The organism is uncultured Bifidobacterium sp. (genome assembly GCF_945269915.1).
GTDB lineage: Bacteria > Actinomycetota > Actinomycetes > Actinomycetales > Bifidobacteriaceae > Bombiscardovia > Bombiscardovia indica.
Genome location: NZ_CALYOY010000003.1, coordinates 67,882 through 83,290, shown reverse-complemented (window position 1 = coordinate 83,290; position 15,409 = coordinate 67,882). Strand labels below are relative to the sequence as shown.

8 protein-coding genes are annotated in these 15,409 nt (G+C 63.4%); 5 read left to right on the top strand and 3 right to left on the bottom strand.

What is annotated here, in order from left to right; translation table 11 throughout:
- Positions 1-86: 86 nt before the first annotated feature.
- Positions 87-632, bottom strand: a complete 546-nt coding sequence (locus Q0K62_RS01310) for a hypothetical protein (RefSeq protein WP_297316175.1) — start codon at positions 630-632, stop codon at positions 87-89.
- A 48-nt stretch (positions 633-680) separates the two neighbouring features.
- On the opposite strand from Q0K62_RS01310, the gene Q0K62_RS01305 reads away from it, so the two are divergent.
- Positions 681-1,370: a lysophospholipid acyltransferase family protein gene (locus Q0K62_RS01305; protein ID WP_297316174.1), complete on the top strand. Its 690-nt coding sequence runs from the start codon at positions 681-683 to the stop codon at positions 1,368-1,370.
- Between the two features lie 46 nt (positions 1,371-1,416).
- On the opposite strand, the gene Q0K62_RS01300 is transcribed toward Q0K62_RS01305, so the two are convergent.
- Together Q0K62_RS01300 and Q0K62_RS01295 are read right to left on the bottom strand one after the other, a co-directional pair.
- Positions 1,417-3,663, bottom strand: coding sequence for a Stk1 family PASTA domain-containing Ser/Thr kinase (locus Q0K62_RS01300; protein ID WP_297316173.1), 2,247 nt, complete (start codon positions 3,661-3,663; stop codon positions 1,417-1,419).
- 45 nt (positions 3,664-3,708) lie between these two features.
- Complete coding sequence (locus Q0K62_RS01295; protein ID WP_297316172.1) at positions 3,709-4,902, bottom strand: polyprenyl synthetase family protein; 1,194 nt, start codon at positions 4,900-4,902, stop codon at positions 3,709-3,711.
- 283 nt (positions 4,903-5,185) lie between these two features.
- Here Q0K62_RS01295 and Q0K62_RS01290 point away from each other — a divergent pair, with 283 nt between their 5' ends.
- The 4 genes from Q0K62_RS01290 to Q0K62_RS01275 all read left to right on the top strand — a co-directional run bounded on the left by Q0K62_RS01290 (position 5,186) and on the right by Q0K62_RS01275 (position 15,378).
- Positions 5,186-5,974, top strand: a complete 789-nt coding sequence (locus Q0K62_RS01290) for a hypothetical protein (protein WP_297316171.1) — start codon at positions 5,186-5,188, stop codon at positions 5,972-5,974.
- Between the two features lie 114 nt (positions 5,975-6,088).
- Positions 6,089-7,732, top strand: coding sequence for an RNA polymerase sigma factor (locus tag Q0K62_RS01285; RefSeq protein ID WP_297316170.1), 1,644 nt, complete (start codon positions 6,089-6,091; stop codon positions 7,730-7,732).
- Between the two features lie 148 nt (positions 7,733-7,880).
- Positions 7,881-10,280 (top strand): DNA topoisomerase IV subunit B, encoded by a 2,400-nt coding sequence (locus Q0K62_RS01280; RefSeq protein ID WP_297316169.1) that lies wholly within the window; start codon positions 7,881-7,883, stop codon positions 10,278-10,280.
- 106 nt (positions 10,281-10,386) lie between these two features.
- Positions 10,387-15,378 carry an ATP-dependent helicase gene (locus Q0K62_RS01275; RefSeq protein ID WP_297316168.1) on the top strand — a complete coding sequence of 1,664 codons (4,992 nt, stop codon included), beginning with the start codon at positions 10,387-10,389 and terminating at the stop codon, positions 15,376-15,378.
- Positions 15,379-15,409: the final 31 nt, after the last annotated feature.

The following is a 15,409-nucleotide window of genomic DNA, read 5'->3' as shown; positions in this document are numbered from 1 at the left end:
CTGACTTCAGGACAACGGCACCATGCTGATTCATGCCCTGCCGGGTGGCTTTCCGGCAGGGCATGAATCAGCATGGTCCTCCAGTGTCAACGTCGGTAGATGCGATCGTCATCATCGAAAAGACCGCTGGAGGCATCCCGGAAATTCTTCCTGTCGATAATCAGCCCGGCAATGCCAATCAGGAGGAGGAGCCCCGCCAGGGTGCCGGTCAGTCCGGACCAGCGCGGGGTGAAGATGGTCAGGAGGAAGCAGACCAGCCCCAATACAGTCAAGATGATGAAGATGATACGGCTCCTGCCCAGGTCGCTCAGGTCCGGGTTTGGCGGGGTGAAGATCGACGATTGGTCCATGACCTCGTCGGTGTCCAGCCAGCTGTTGCCCCGAAAATCACGGGGCCCGGTCCCGCCCACGAAAGAGTCCCGATTCAGGTCCTCGGCTTTCAGGGCCGTCTGTTTCTCGGACTTGCGGGCCTGTTTCTCGAACTTCTTGGCCGTCCTGGATGATTCCAGAGCATCCAACTCGTCGGCGTGCGAGTTCAGGAAGTCCTCCCAGGCCTCGTCACCCTGTTCGGCGCCGGTTCCCTCCCCGCTGTTATACTGTTCCCCGGCGTTGTTATTCTTGTGCTCGGTCATGTACCCATCGTAACCTCGGCGGAAGGCATCCGCTACCAAGGAGTCCTTGTGCTGTACTGGTTCTTCGTCAAACTGCTCGGCCCCCTGGCGCGTATCTGGTTCAAGCCGACCGTCGAAGGCACGGGGAACATTCCCGAGAACGGAGCCGTCATCATCGCCTCCAACCACCTGGCGGTCATCGATGATGCCCTCCTGCCCATCACCTGCCCCAGGATGATTCACTTCATGGGCAAGGCCGAGTATTTCAATGGCAAGGGTCTCAAGGGCAGGTTCAAGAAGTGGTGGTTCAGTTCAGTGGGTGTCTTTCCTGTCGACAGGTCGGGTGGTTCCAAGTCGCTGGGGGCCATGGAGACGGCCCGATCCATACTGGAGCATGGGCACATCTTCGGCATCCATCCGGAGGGTACACGCAGCCCTGACGGCAGACTCTACCGGGGGCATACCGGTGTGGCCCGGCTGGCCTTCGAGACCGGTACCACCGTGGTGCCCGCGGCCATCATCGGCACCAGGGAGCTTCAGGAACCCGGACGTGTGCTTCCCCACCGGGGCAGGTCCCGGGTCATTTTCGGCAAGCCCATCATCGTGCCCTATATTCCGGTCAACAGACTGACCCATGAGGAGGTCCGGAACCTGACCGACAGAATCATGCAGGAGATTCAGGAGATGAGCGGGCAACAGTACGTGGACGTCTACGCTCAGGTCATCAAGGCGCGTCAGGCCAAGGAAGTACAGGACTGACCCATAGGGGTCGCCGAGGAGGTGGCCGTACTCGGAGCCGAATCGTTCAGACCACGGTCAGGGTCACGACGGATGGCGAACCGTCACCCGTGACAACTCTGACCTGGCTGCCGGGGTTGGGGTCCTGGAATCGGACCGTGTGGGTCAGATTGCCCAAGGGGGCGGAGATGTTGACCCTGAGGCCGTACCCTTCCAGGATCCTCGTGGCCTCGTCCTGACTCCTGCCTTTGACATCAGGCATGGTGATCACCTGTGGCCCCCTGGAAATCACCACGCTGACGGTATCTCCCCAATGGAGCTGTTCCTGGGCCTGGTGGGAGGCGGAAATCACCGTGTCTCGGGGCACCTTGTCGGACCAGTCCTGGCTGTAGGTGACTTTGAGGTGGAGGGCCTCAAGAGCCGCATTGGTCTCTTCCTTGCTCTTACCGACGATATCGGGCATGGCCACAGGCATCCTCCCCTTGGAGAGGACCAGGGTGACCCTGGTATCGTGCCGGGTTGTGGTGCCAGGGACCGGGTCCACTGAAATGGCCGCCCCCTCGGGTACATCCATTGAGTACTGGTCCTTGGACCGGTCATGATCGATCCTGCTGAATCCGGCCGCTCTCAAGGCTTTTTCAGGGTCCTTGCCTTCGGGGGTGCCCGCAGTGAGCAGGTCCTCCGGCACCGTGGCCCGGCGAACGCCCTTGGAGACGGTGAGATTGAGCCGACCGGTACGTTTGCTGACACGGGCGCCGACCGTATCCGGATCTGCGGCCATGATGGCACCCTTGGCCACACGGTCGCTGTAGTCGTATGCGGTATCGACATCGATTCCGGAAACCTTGAGGGTGCGGGCGTATTTGGCGAAGTCGGCGCCGATCACCTTGCAGTCCTGGTCTTGCGCACAGGCGACATCATCCGGCTTGGGCAGGATGCGGTAGCTGCCCGGGCCGAAGAAGTACCACCAGGCACCACCACCGCCTCCTGCCAGGGCGATGACGAGGATGACGATCAGGGTGATAACCAGGCCGCGATGCTTCCGACCCTTGGGGTTTCCGGAACCCGCGGGGAGAATTGCCGCATACTGGGCCAGGTGTGCTGTTCCGGTCTGGAGGCCCTGGACGTGGGCGTCGTTCCCGCCTTGGACGGTCCTGGCCTGGTCTGTGGTCATGGCAGGCATGACCTGGGTCCGTTCAGGGTTGACATGGTTCAACAGGTACCGGCGGGTTCCCATCGGGTCCGCGCTTCCTGCCAAGTTTCGGCCGGACTCCTGGGGAGGCACGGGAACGGGTGAGATAGGGGAGACCGGCTGGTCCATGGCGATGGTGGCATCATGCTGGTCGGTCTGCGCCGGGGTTGATGCTTCCCGGGATGCGGCCGCGGTCGTCTGCAGGTCATCAGCACCGGCCTCTGGCACAGGTACCTCCGGGGCGGGCATGATGAACTGGAGGGCCTGCATGTCCAATCCACGCTGGACCCTGTTCAGTTCGGTCAGGGCCTGGGTGGCATCCTTGGGTCTGCCCTCGATGGAACGCCTGGTCAAGCGTGAGACCAGGTCCGAAACGGATGGATCGATGCCGGGACAGACCCGGGTCAGGGCGGGTACGTCTTCGTGGACGTGTTTGAAGACGATGGTGACCGGGTTCTGACCGGCGAAGGGGACCGCCCCTGTCAGCATCTCGTAGGCGATGATTCCCACCGCATAGAGGTCGCCCTGGGTGGTTGCCTGGTTGTCCTCGATGGTTTCCGGGGCCAGGTAGGCGGCGGTTCCCAGAAGCATGCCGGTCGAGGAGAGGGTGGCCTGGGAGGTGGCCCGGGCCAGACCGAAGTCGGTGATTTCCACATGGCCCCGGTCGTTGATCAGGATGTTCTCCGGTTTGATGTCTCGGTGGACCACACCGGCCTGGTGGGCCGAAGAGAGCCCGTCGAGGATCTCACCCAGGATGCGCATGGTCTCCCGCAGGGTGAAGGTGCCCTGACGGCCCATCTCCTGGCGCAGACTGATACCGTGCACATACTCCATGACCAGATAGTCCAGTCCCTTAAAGAGGCCGGTGTCATAGACCTGGACGATGTGGGGATTGGCTATCGCAGCGGCCGATTGTGCCTCCCGGCGGAATCGTTGCTCGAACTGGGCGCGATGCGGGCCCTGGGCCAGTTGGGTATGTATGACCTTGACCGCCACATGGCGGTTCAACCGTTCATCCAGAGCCTCATAGACGGTGGCCATCCCACCCTCTGCCACCTTGCGCAGGATGCGGTAGCGGCCGTCGATGACCCGGTCCCTGGTCGTATCTTCCGCTTCACTCATGCTGGTATCGTATGGCCTTCTGGTCCCTGGGAGGCCGGTTCAGCCTCATTGTTCATCAAATCCATGCCCATGATACCCGGGAGCCGGAGCATCGGGCATAAAACGGCGGCAGGCCTCCTCGATGATCGAACCTTGTTCCTCGTTCATGGACAGCTCCTGCCTGAGGGTGCTGATTCCCGCCTGGACCGACTGCGAGAGACGGTCCAGGCGCCGGCGGCTTTTCTTCACTGCCCCGCTGGTTTCCATCAGGTGACGGGTCCAGTCCACCTGATCCGGTGTGCGGTGGGGGGCCGCATAGGTCTCCCTGAGTCTTGCCGCGTCAGCCGGATCGACCAGGGAGAGGGTATCGGCCAGGAGGACGGTACGCTTCCCCTCCAGGATGTCGCCGCCCTGGGGTTTGCCGGTCTGGTCGCTGCGGCCCACCACGTCCATCAGGTCGTCTCTGAGCTGGAAAAGGAGTCCAAGGTCCAATCCCAGGTCGTAGGACAGCTTGCGGGACTGGTCCGGGTCGATGCCGCCTGCCATCAGCCCCAGTGCCAGGGGGGCCATGGCCGTGTAGGAGGCGGTCTTCCATCCCATGGTCCTCAGGGCCTCCCGTTCCAGCTGGTCGGGATGGTCCAGGGGCATGACCTCCATGCCCATGTCGAGGACCTGTCCGGTCTCCACGGCGGTCTGCATATCCAGGAAGGTCTTGAGTATCTCCCCGCACGAAGGCAGGGCGGAGGCGGCCTTGGAGGCCATATCGGTGCTGGCGGTGGCCAGGAGGTCTCCCAGCAGGATGCCCAATCCTTGACCCCTGGGCGTTGCGGTTCCGGGAGCCGGACGCTCTGCCGAGGTGGCCTGGTCTGGTTTGCTCCCGGGGTCTGTCAGGTTCGACAACACCCTGTGGGCGGATGGTCTGCCGCGGCGGAGGGGGGAATTGTCGATGATGTCATCATGGACCAGGGCACTGGTCTGATATACCTCGAGGGCGCAGGCAAGATCGAAGGTCGCCTGGTCTGTCTGGTCGGTTTTCCCTTCCCTTGTGCTGGCCGCCCGGTAGGAATCCCACAGGAGGAGGGCCCTGAGCCGTTTGCCGCCTCTGCCTGCCAAACCCGCTTCGGCCCAGACCGCATCCAGTGTGCGGATGGATGTGGGGACTGGACCGCCTTTTCCTGCGCTGTCATGGAGGTCCTGGCGGCAGGCCTCGACCAGTTCGCTCATGTGCTCTTCGATGGCCTGGGGTGTGAGGGTGTCCATAGGTATGAGCCTATCCGCAGATATCCCCAGGCATCAGGCTCCTCATGACAGGAGGGGTATTCCACTCTGGTCGCATGACTGCTCGGGAAGATGGCCTGATTTGTTCAGGGAAAGGAGAATCCTCCTGTGGATGGGCTGCCACGCTCGACCACATTACCTGTAAAGGCGTGCATCCTTCCGCTGCCGATGACAGGCTGTACACACGAAACCAAGCGGTTCCGGTGGTCCACGGTTGCAATCCCCGCGGGCAGGAAGCAGATCGGCAGGTCGGGAGGGGCCATAAATGACACAGGGAAATTCAGTTGAGGCATGGGTCGAGACCTTGGATCTGCGTGAGGTTCTTTCCCCATCCCAGAAGGAATCCATTCTGACCCGGTACCGGGCGACCAGGAGGGAATCCGGGGTCGAGGAGGCCGACAGGGCCTGGCTGCAGGCGCCACTCAAAACCTGGTTCTCGGTCCTTAGGGAGGCCGGTACGGAGGCACGGACCGATGCGGGTGAGTGCGCCGATGCAGGTGACCAGGCCGGGGTGGAGGTTCTGACCGGTCTTGGCAACCGATCCGATTCGGCAAATCAGGACGATGCGGATGAGCAAACCCGGGGGATGGGTGATGGCAGGGGCATGACCAGGACGGACATGGCGGTTCTGGGAATACTGATCGGTGAAACCCTGCCCATCCGTGATGGGCTGATCGTTTCCTTGATGTATACCAGGGATGACCTGGACTTCTCCAGACTTCTTGATCTTTGTCTGCGGCCCCATAGGCCGGACAACGTCGCCCTTCTCTGTGAGACCCTGGATTCGGCCTTCAAGGACAGGCGCTTTCATCCCAACCTGTCCAGGTGTCGGGCAGGACTCCTTCTTCTGGACAAGATGGCCCGGTTCATGTGCCCGGGGCATAAGGCCCAATCCCTGGCCGTGGCCGCCTACGCCCTCTGGTGGATGGGTGGGGATGAGGCCGCCGACACGGCTCAGAAGGCCCTGGAGGATGACGGGCAGTGCAGTCTGGCAGCCATCGTGCTCAGCCTTACGATTCACGGCATCCTGCCGGCTTGGAAGGAATCCGGCTGAATCGGGAATAATCGTCCCACGGAAATGGTTCACTGTATTGAGTCATGGATTTGACCTTGCCACAGCTGTGCCCATAGGACGGTTTGCAGGGTGGGTATATCTCAGGAGGATAATTTGGCCGCTAAGGACACCAAGTCAGTCGAGACAGCCGAGGTGGACACCGAGAAGGGCAAGACCCGCGCGACTTCCGGTACCGACCGGAGTGAAAAGGGCGGCAAGGCCAAGACTGGGACCCAGGCCAAGGGCAGGAACACAAACAAGACCACGGCGGCGTCGACAGCCAGGAAATCCTCTGCCAGGAAGACAACAGCGGCCAAGTCAACCGCCAAGAAGACGACAGCCACCAGGTCCGCTTCCACCAAGGCCGGTGCATCCGTCAGGGAGGAACCCGCCAAGGCAGGTTCCAAGAAGGGGAGTGCCAAGTCCGCCGGCAACAAGACATCCTCCTCCAAGCCTTCTGAGGCCAAGGCCGGGTCCGCCAAGAAGACGACCAGGAAGAGCACCTCGGCCAAGGCCGGCAAGCAGGCCACCAGGCCTCTTGAAGACACGGCCCTGGAGGACCGGACCGGCGAGGACGAGTTCGATGACACCACCCTCGAAGAGGACGATGACCTGGAGCCCGATGAGCTGGACAAGGACCAGGACCAGCTGGAGGATGAGCCCGGAGAAGACGACGAGGAGGAGGACGAGGCCCGCGACGTCCTCGAGGAGGCCGAGAAGGACCGGAAGGCCGCCCACGAGATGGCCGCCAAGGTCAAGGGCGCCTTCGTCGTCGATGATGCCGAGGACGACGAGAATGTCACTCCCTCCGGCAACCCCAAGCGCCGTGTGGTCACCGCCGGTGCCACGGCGGACCCGGTCAAGGACTACCTGAAGCAGATCGGCCGTGTCAGCCTGCTGAACGCCGAGCAGGAGGTGGACCTGTCCGAACGCATCGAGGCCGGCCTCTATGCCCAACATCTGCTGGACACCGAGGGCGAGGGGATGGAATTCAAGCGTCGGCGTGAGCTCAAGTGGGCGGCCAACGACGGGAAGAAGGCCAAGGACCACCTCCTGGAGGCCAACCTTCGTCTGGTCGTCTCCCTGGCCAAGCGATACACCGGCCGTGGCATGCTCTTCCTGGACCTGATCCAGGAGGGCAACCTGGGTCTGATCCGCGCGGTGGAGAAGTTCGACTACACCAAGGGATACAAATTCTCCACCTACGCCACATGGTGGATTCGTCAGGCCATCACCAGGGCCATGGCCGACCAGGCCCGTACCATACGCGTGCCCGTCCATATGGTCGAGGTCATCAACAAGCTCTCCCGCGTCCAACGCCAGATGCTGCAGGACCTGGGCCGTGAGCCCACCCCGGACGAACTGGCCCGGGAGTTGGACATGCCGGTCGAGAAGGTCCAGGAGGTTCAGAAGTACGGCCGAGAGCCCATCTCCCTCCACACACCCCTGGGAGAGGACGGCGATTCCGAGTTCGGGGACCTGATCGAGGATACGGATGCCATCGCCCCCTCGGATGCGGTGGCCTTCTCCCTCCTCCAGGAACAGTTCAAGCAGGTCCTGGAAACCCTCAGCCCCAGGGAGGCTGGTGTCATCAAGATGCGCTACGGCCTGGAGGACGGCCAGCCCAAGACCCTGGATGACATCGGCAGGGTATACGGGGTCACCCGTGAGCGCATTCGACAGATCGAATCCAAGACCATGTCCAAGCTGCGTCACCCGTCGCGTTCGCAGACCCTTCGTGACTTCCTGGACCAGTGAGGTCAGGCGGGGAAGCCCGGCGCCTGTCGGGGGTCCCTTGCTAGAAATGGGTGACGGTAGGTGAGGTCAGGTTCCCCGGGTCGGCCCGGAATCATCCGGAGTGGCGTGCGGGGCCTGCCCACGGTTTCTAAGGTGGACAGCGAGGAAAATGGCTGGCAGCAAGGCTGAGACGGGTAAGGCATACGGCGCCAATAGTCTGACCGTTCTGGAGGGTCTGGACGCGGTACGTAAGCGCCCCGGCATGTACATCGGCACCACCGACAGCCAGGGGCTCATGCACTGTCTCTGGGAGATCATCGACAACTCGGTCGATGAGGCCCTGGCCGGGGCCTGCACCGAGATCACGGTCATTCTCCATCAGGACGGTTCCATCGAGGTGGATGACAACGGTCGTGGCATTCCGGTCGACATCGAGCCCAAGACGGGCCTGAGCGGTGTTGAAGTGGTCCTGACCAAGCTCCATGCCGGGGCCAAATTCGGCAACGCCTCCTACAATGCCGCAGGAGGTCTGCATGGTGTAGGCTCATCGGTGGTCAACGCCTTGAGCTCCCGTCTGGACGTCGAGGTCGACAGGGACGGCAAGACGCACCGGATGCAGTTCCACCAAGGCCATCCCGGTGTCTACCAGGATGTGGATCCCGAGCATCCCACGCCGGATTCCCCCTTCAAGCGCACCAGAAAGAACCGACCCACACCTCTGCAGGTCATCGGGAACGTGTCCAAGCGCAAGACCGGAACCAGGGTCAGGTACTGGGCCGACCCTGAGATTTTCAACTCCACCGCGAAATTCTCCTATGAGCAGCTGATTGACAGGGTCAGGCAGACCAGCTTCCTGGTTCCCGGACTGAAGATCACGGTCATCGACGAACAGGTGCCGGCGACGGGCGACCTGGACCAGGATCGGATGCTGGAGGTTGACCATGATTCCTCCCGGCCCGTCGACTCTGATCCACCTTCTGAACCGTCGGTCGATTCCACAGGGGAGGAACCTGAAGCAGGGTCGGCCTTCGCGGCTCAGACGTGCAAAGAGAAGACCGGGGCTTCTGACTTGTCCGATCAGGGTGACGGGGCTTCTGACTTGCCTGATCAGGGGTACGTGGCCCCCGGCCCGACCGAGCAGGCCGATCAGGCCATGCTGGAACCGGTCGAGGGGGTCAGGCACCGTCGTGTCGAGGAGTTCCTCCACACCGGCGGTGTCAAGGATTTTGTCGACTTCCTTTCCAAGGGGGAGCCCGTCAGCGATGTCTGGCACATCACCGGCGAGGCCACCTACCAGGAGGAGACCCAGAAGGTCGGTCCTGACGGGGAACTCCATGCCGAGCAGGTGGAACGGACCTGCGGGGTGGATATAGCCCTGCGCTGGGTCAACGACTACGATTCGGTCATCCGCAGCTTCGTCAATGTGGTGGCCACGCCCGGCGGCGGCATGCACGTGGACGGATTCATGAACGCCATGACCCGCCAGGTTCGCAAGGCCGTCGAGGCCAATGCGCGCAGGCTCAAGGTCAACCTGAAGGATTCCCACAGCAAGATCGAGCGTGACGATGTCCTGGCAGGCCTGGTGGCCGTGGTGACGGTCCGCATCGCCGAGCCCCAGTTCCAGGGGCAGACCAAGGACGTCCTGGGAACTGCCCAGGTCAAGCCCCTGGTGACCAGGATGACCGATGACCAGTTCGGTCAGATGATCACCGGGGCCAGGCGGGGCTTCAAGGAGCAGTCGGGCAGGGTCCTGGAGAAGATCGTCGGTGAGATGCACGCCCGCATCCAGGCCAGGAAGACCAAGGAGGTCACCCGGCGCAAGAACGCACTGGAATCCGCCTCCATGCCCTCCAAGCTCTCCGACTCCATGCCGGGCAATGATGACATCGCCGAGCTCTTCATCGTGGAGGGGGACTCCGCCCTGGGTACGGCCAAGGCGGCCAGGAATTCGATGTTCCAGGCCCTTCTGCCCATCAGGGGGAAGATCCTCAACGTCCAGAAGGCCTCGCTCTCCCAGATGCTGACCAACAAGGAATGCGCCTCCATCATCCAGGTGGTCGGTGCCGGATCCGGCGCCGGTTTCGACATCAATCAGTCCAGGTACAACAAGGTCATCATGATGACCGATGCCGACGTGGACGGGGCCCACATCCGCATCCTCCTCCTGACCCTCTTCTACCGCTATATGCGCCCCCTGATCGAATATGGCCATGTCTATGCGGCCGTGCCGCCCCTCCATAGGATCGCCCTGGCGGGCAAGCACAAGGGTGAGTTCATCTACACCTATTCGGACGATGAGCTGGAGGGGAAGCTGGCCGACCTGCGCAAGCAGCACATCGACTACAACCCCGATGTCCAGCGTTACAAGGGTCTGGGCGAGATGGACGCCGACCAGCTGGCCGATACCACCATGGACCCCAGGACCAGAATGCTGCGTCGGATCCGTATGGAGGACGCCGAACGGGCAGCCGGGATATTCCCCCTGCTCATGGGTGACGATGTGCCGCCCCGCAAGCAGTTCATAGTGGACAATGCCGATGATTTCGATCGAAGCAAGATCGATACCTGATTGGCCCTGAGTCCGGCGTGGCGGTCACGGTGCAAACGGTGTCGAGTCTTTTGCTCCCTCCCGGAGCTTCAAACACCACCCGCCGGAAGTGGGAGGAGTGATGGTCATGTCGGATGGACTGGAAGGGTTCTCCCCGCAGACGGTGGCCTGGTTCAGGTCGGCCTTTGCCGATGGCCCCACACCCACCCAGGTCCAGGCATGGCCTGCCATTCGCTCGGGTCGGGATGTCCTGGTCATCTCGCCCACCGGGTCCGGCAAGACCCTGTCGGCCTTTCTCTGGGCCATCGACTCCCTCATGTCCGCAAAAAGCAATGGGGAGGCCGGTACCGGGCAGGGGCTGTCCGGGGCCAAGAGCGTCAGTATCCTCTACATATCGCCGATGAAGGCACTGGGGTCGGATGTGGCCAAGAACCTCCAGGCCCCCCTGGCCGGCATCGCCAGGGAGTACGGGTCCGGAGCCGGTCAGACTCCCCGTGTCAGGGTCGGGGTCCGATCGGGTGACTCGGATTCCCGCGAACGCCGGGCCCTGGCCGTCCATCCACCGGATATCCTGGTCACCACCCCAGAATCCCTCTACCTGATGCTGACCTCCAAGGTCGGCAGGACCCTGGCCGGGGTGCATACGGTCATCGTCGATGAGATCCATGCCCTGGCCGGCAACAAGCGGGGTGCCCACCTGGCCCTGAGTCTGGAGCGTCTCGATGCCTTGGTGGGGAAACCTGTCCAGCGCATCGGCCTGTCGGCCACGGTCAAGCCACCCAGTGAGGTTGCCCGCTTCCTGGGCGGTGCCAGACCTGTCACCCTTATCGAGCCCAAGACTCCCGCCGCCATGGAATTGAACCTGGTCGAACCGCTGGCCGATATGGAAGACCTGGCCGCGGGTGGGGCTTCCGGGCATGATGATCCCGACGTTCAGAGGGCCGCAGGATCCATATGGCCGTCCGTGGAGCGGGCTGTGCTGGACCAGGTCCTGGCCCACAGGACCACCCTGGTCTTCGTCAATTCCCGCGGCCTGGCCGAGCGTCTGACCGCCCGGCTCAACGACCTGTATGCCAAGGACCGTTCCGGAGAGCAGCCGGAGGCAAGGGGCCTGGCCCATTATGACTCCGCTACCGGCTCCACCTCCGAGCGGTCCGGGGGAGCGGAACCCGCCCAGGCCATCGCCATGGCCCATCACGGATCGGTCTCCAAGGAGCGACGCCACCAGGTGGAACAGGACCTCAAGGCAGGACGGCTGCGTTGCGTGGTGGCGACCTCAAGCCTTGAACTGGGCATCGACATGGGGTCGGTCGATCTGGTCATCCAGGTCAATGCCCCCCTGTCCATCGCCTCGGGCCTGCAACGTGTTGGGAGGGCGGACCACCAGGTGGGCGGTGTCTCCCATGCCCTGCTCTTTCCCCTGACCCGCCAGCAGATCCTTCTGGGCACGGCCAGCGCTGAGGGGATGGAGGAGGGGGACATCGAGGCGACCGTCATCCCCTGCAACCCCCTTGACATTCTGGCCCAGCAGACCGTGGCCGCCGCGTCCATGGAGGATCTGGACCAGGATGCTTGGTACGCCCTGGTCCGTCGTGCGGCCCCCTTCACAACCCTGGATGAGCGGGTATACCGGTCGGTTCTGGCTATGCTCAGCGGCGAGTTCACCTCCGAAGGGTTCACGGCCTTCCGGCCGATCCTCGTCCGGGACCGGCAGACCGGCAGGATCAAGGCCCGTCCCGGGGCCCAGCGCTTGGCTGTGACCTCAGGCGGCACCATACCCGACCGCGGCACCTACAGCGTTGTCATGCCCCCGGAGGAGGCTGGTTCCAAGCCCCGCCGGGTGGGGGAGCTGGACGAGGAGATGGTTTACGAGTCCCGTAAGGGAGACGTCATCACCCTGGGCACCACCTCCTGGCTGATTCAGCAGATCACCCGGGATCGGGTGGTTGTGGTTCCTGCGCCGGGCAGGTCGGCCCGCTTGCCCTTCTGGCACGGGGACGGATTGGGTCGGGATCCCGGATTCGGAGCCAGGGTCGGTGCCCTGGCCAGGGATCTGGGACGTGGCCTTGAACCAGCCATACGGTCAGTCCCTGGGCAGGCCGACTTTGTGGGGCCGGTTCGCAAGCGTCTGGCCTCCGATGGGCTGGATCGGAATTCGATCGACAATCTGGCCGCTTTCCTGGCCAGGCAGGAGGCCAGCACCGGGGTGATCCCCGATGATCGGACCCTGGTTGTGGAACGGTGCCCCAATGAGGAGGGGGACATCCGGCTGATCCTGCACTCGCCCTACGGCAGGAGGGTTCACGACCCCTGGGCTCTTGCCATCTCGGCTCGGCTGTCCCGCAGGCGCGGGTATGACGGTTCCGTCTGGGCTGGCGATGACGGGATCCTCGTGCAGATTCCCCAGGCTGATGCGGACATGAGCGATGAGGAGATCTTCCTCTTCAGGCCGGATCAGATCGAGGAGGCCGTCCGTGACCACCTGATCGGTTCCGCCCTCTTCCAGACCCGCTTCCGGCAGTGCGCGGCCCGGTCCCTCTACATGCCCAGGACCGAACCCGGCAGGAGGGTCCCCCTCTGGCAACAGCGGCTCAAGGCCTCCCAGCTTCTGGATGCCGCCCTGAAGAAGCAGGGCTTTCCCCTGGTGGTCGAGACCATGCGGGAGTGCCTCCAGGATGTCTACGACATGCCTGCCCTGCTCGACCTCATGACCGACCTGGAATCGGGGCGGGTAGGGATGGTCCAGGCCCGGACCGAGTCCCCCTCGCCCATGGCCTCCAACCTCCTCTTCGGGTATCTGGCCAACTTCATGTACCAGTACGACATGCCCCGTGCCGAGCGGGACTCGGCCGTCCTCTCCATGGACCCGGAGGTCCTGGAGTCCATGATCGGCCGGGTCAACATGACCGCCCTCCTGGACCAGGACGTGGTTGACCAGGTGGAGTCCGAACTGCAACGTCTGGCCCCGGATCGAGGAGCCAAGGGCGAAGAGGGACTCGCCGACCTCCTCAGGGTCCTGGGACCGCTCAGCCTTGACCGGATCGTGCTCAGGATGCGTCCCTCCGGTGATGTCGACGAGGTCCAGGACATGTTGGCATCCCTGGCGGCAGATAAGCGGGTTGAGCGGATCAGGATGGCCGGGAAGGAGCAATGGATCTGGTCAGGCCACCAGGAGCGCATCCTGGCGGTTTTCGGTAGGCGGGCCTTCGAACAGGATCAGGACCGGGGTGCCTTGACGGAAGACCAGGACCCCTCCGGTATGGCCGGGGGCGGCACCTCGGCCGGAGACGGTGACCAGTTTGATGATCTGGTCCTCCAGTATGCAGCCACGCACGGTCCCTTCGGCACCGAGGTGCTGGCCGAGCACTTGGGGCTGGGCCTGGCCCTGGTCCGTCGGGAGCTGGGATCACTGGAATCACGGGGGCTCCTCCTTCACGGTGATTTTCCAAGGCCCAACACGACCCCGCCCCCGGAGGCGGCCTCTACTCAGGAACAGCCCTTATCCAGGGACTTACCGGAATACCAGGGCTCGGGATCCTCACCCGCGGGTGAGGACGGGGCCGGCGGATCCAGGCAGGATAGGCTCAGCTGGCTTCACCCGGAGGTGTTCAGAATACTGCGTGCCCGGTCCCTGGCCAAGGCCCGTAAGGCCACCCGACCCGTCACGCAGGAGACCTACAGCGCCTTTCTTCTGGAGTACCAGGGGCTGGGACCCGTCGGTCGCGAACCCTACCAAGGTCAGGATGGTCTGCTTGAGGTGATCGCCCAACTCGAGGGGCTCTACCTTCCCGTGGGACTCTGGGAATCGGCGGTCTTCCCCAGTCGTATCCGTGACTACAATCCCTCCCTGCTCGACGGTCTTTTGGCCTCCGGCCAGGTGGTATGGCTGGGTGGTCAGACCGGTGGGGAGCCACTGGGTTCCCTTGCCTTCTTCCTGGTCGAGGACATCGACTGCTTGGTTCCTCCTCTGCCCGGGCTCCATGGGGACGGGGACGAAGTGGGGGCCGAGAGGGCGGGGGATGGTGGTAGTCCTGAAGATGCCATGGTTGCCGCCTTGCAGGGCGGGGGTGCCTACCGTTTCGAGGACCTGGTCAACCTGTGTCGCTCCGGTGAATCGGAAGCGGGATCAGGGCGGAACCGCGAGACCATGGCAGAAACCCTCTGGCGGCTGGTCGGACAGGGACGGGTGACCAACATCTCCATGGCGCCCGTCAGGGTCCTCCTTCAGGGATTCTCCCAGGCGAAGCCGACTACATCCCGACGGCCCCCCTCCCGCCTGCGAGGCCTTGGTCGGCAGGGTAGGCGGGCACCTGCGATGCCTCAACCGGCCTCCATCATGGCCGCGGATCAGGGACTATGGACCCTGGTCAGGCCTGCCGAGGGGACCGTTTCGTCAGACCAGGCAAATCGGGAACCCGGCAAGCCTGAGGTCGAGCAGGGGGCCGAAGCCTCCCGCCTGGTCCAGTCCACACGGCTCCTGATCGACCGGTATGCACTGGCGGCATCGGTCCTCCCCGAGGCCAGGGAGAGCGCTGGCGGATTCTCCGCCATATATCAGGTCTGCCAACAGATGGAGGATGCCGGACAATTGATTCGGGGCGTGGTGGTCCAGGACTTCGGCGGTGCCCAGTTCACCTCCCGGGAGACCATCGAGGACCTGCGGCGGTATGAGGAGGAGCGGGAACGCCCCTGGCAGGGTGGTGGGAGCAGGCAGCCCGAAGAGGTTCAGCCCGGCATCGTCATGGATGTAATCGATCCCGCCAACCTGTACGGAGCGGCCCTGGATTGGCCTGCTCCGGCCCCGGTTCCAGATGCTGACGCCATCCTTGAGCCGCTGCGCCCCATCAGACGGGCGGGAAACCTCCTGGTCCAGATTGGTGGCAGGGCCGTTCTGTATGCAGCCCCCAAGGGGCATCGGATCCTGGTCTTCGAGGGGGCTGACCGTTCTCAGGCAGGGGAGGCCTGCAGGCAGTTGGCGGCCTGGCTGAGGCGCTCGCAGATTCACACAGCCCTCTTCAAGGACGTCAATGGCGTTTCCCTGGGGCAGCGCAATCCTTATACGGATGCCATGCGCCAGGCGGGTTTCACGGCAGGTCCGGGCGGCATGCGACTCTACTGAGCCTGGAATACGCCGGTTTCATGGCTGCAGG

What these genes read in the sequence shown, in the direction of transcription:
- Q0K62_RS01310 (WP_297316175.1), bottom strand. Translation starts at nt 632, where the DNA reads ATGACCGAGCACAAGAATAACAACGCCGGGGAACAGTATAACAGCGGG.
- Q0K62_RS01300 (WP_297316173.1), bottom strand. Translation starts at nt 3,663, where the DNA reads ATGAGTGAAGCGGAAGATACGACCAGGGACCGGGTCATCGACGGCCGC.
- Q0K62_RS01295 (WP_297316172.1), bottom strand. Translation starts at nt 4,902, where the DNA reads ATGGACACCCTCACACCCCAGGCCATCGAAGAGCACATGAGCGAACTG.
- Q0K62_RS01290 (WP_297316171.1), top strand. Translation starts at nt 5,186, where the DNA reads ATGACACAGGGAAATTCAGTTGAGGCATGGGTCGAGACCTTGGATCTG.
- Q0K62_RS01280 (WP_297316169.1), top strand. Translation starts at nt 7,881, where the DNA reads ATGGCTGGCAGCAAGGCTGAGACGGGTAAGGCATACGGCGCCAATAGT.
- Q0K62_RS01275 (WP_297316168.1), top strand. Translation starts at nt 10,387, where the DNA reads ATGTCGGATGGACTGGAAGGGTTCTCCCCGCAGACGGTGGCCTGGTTC.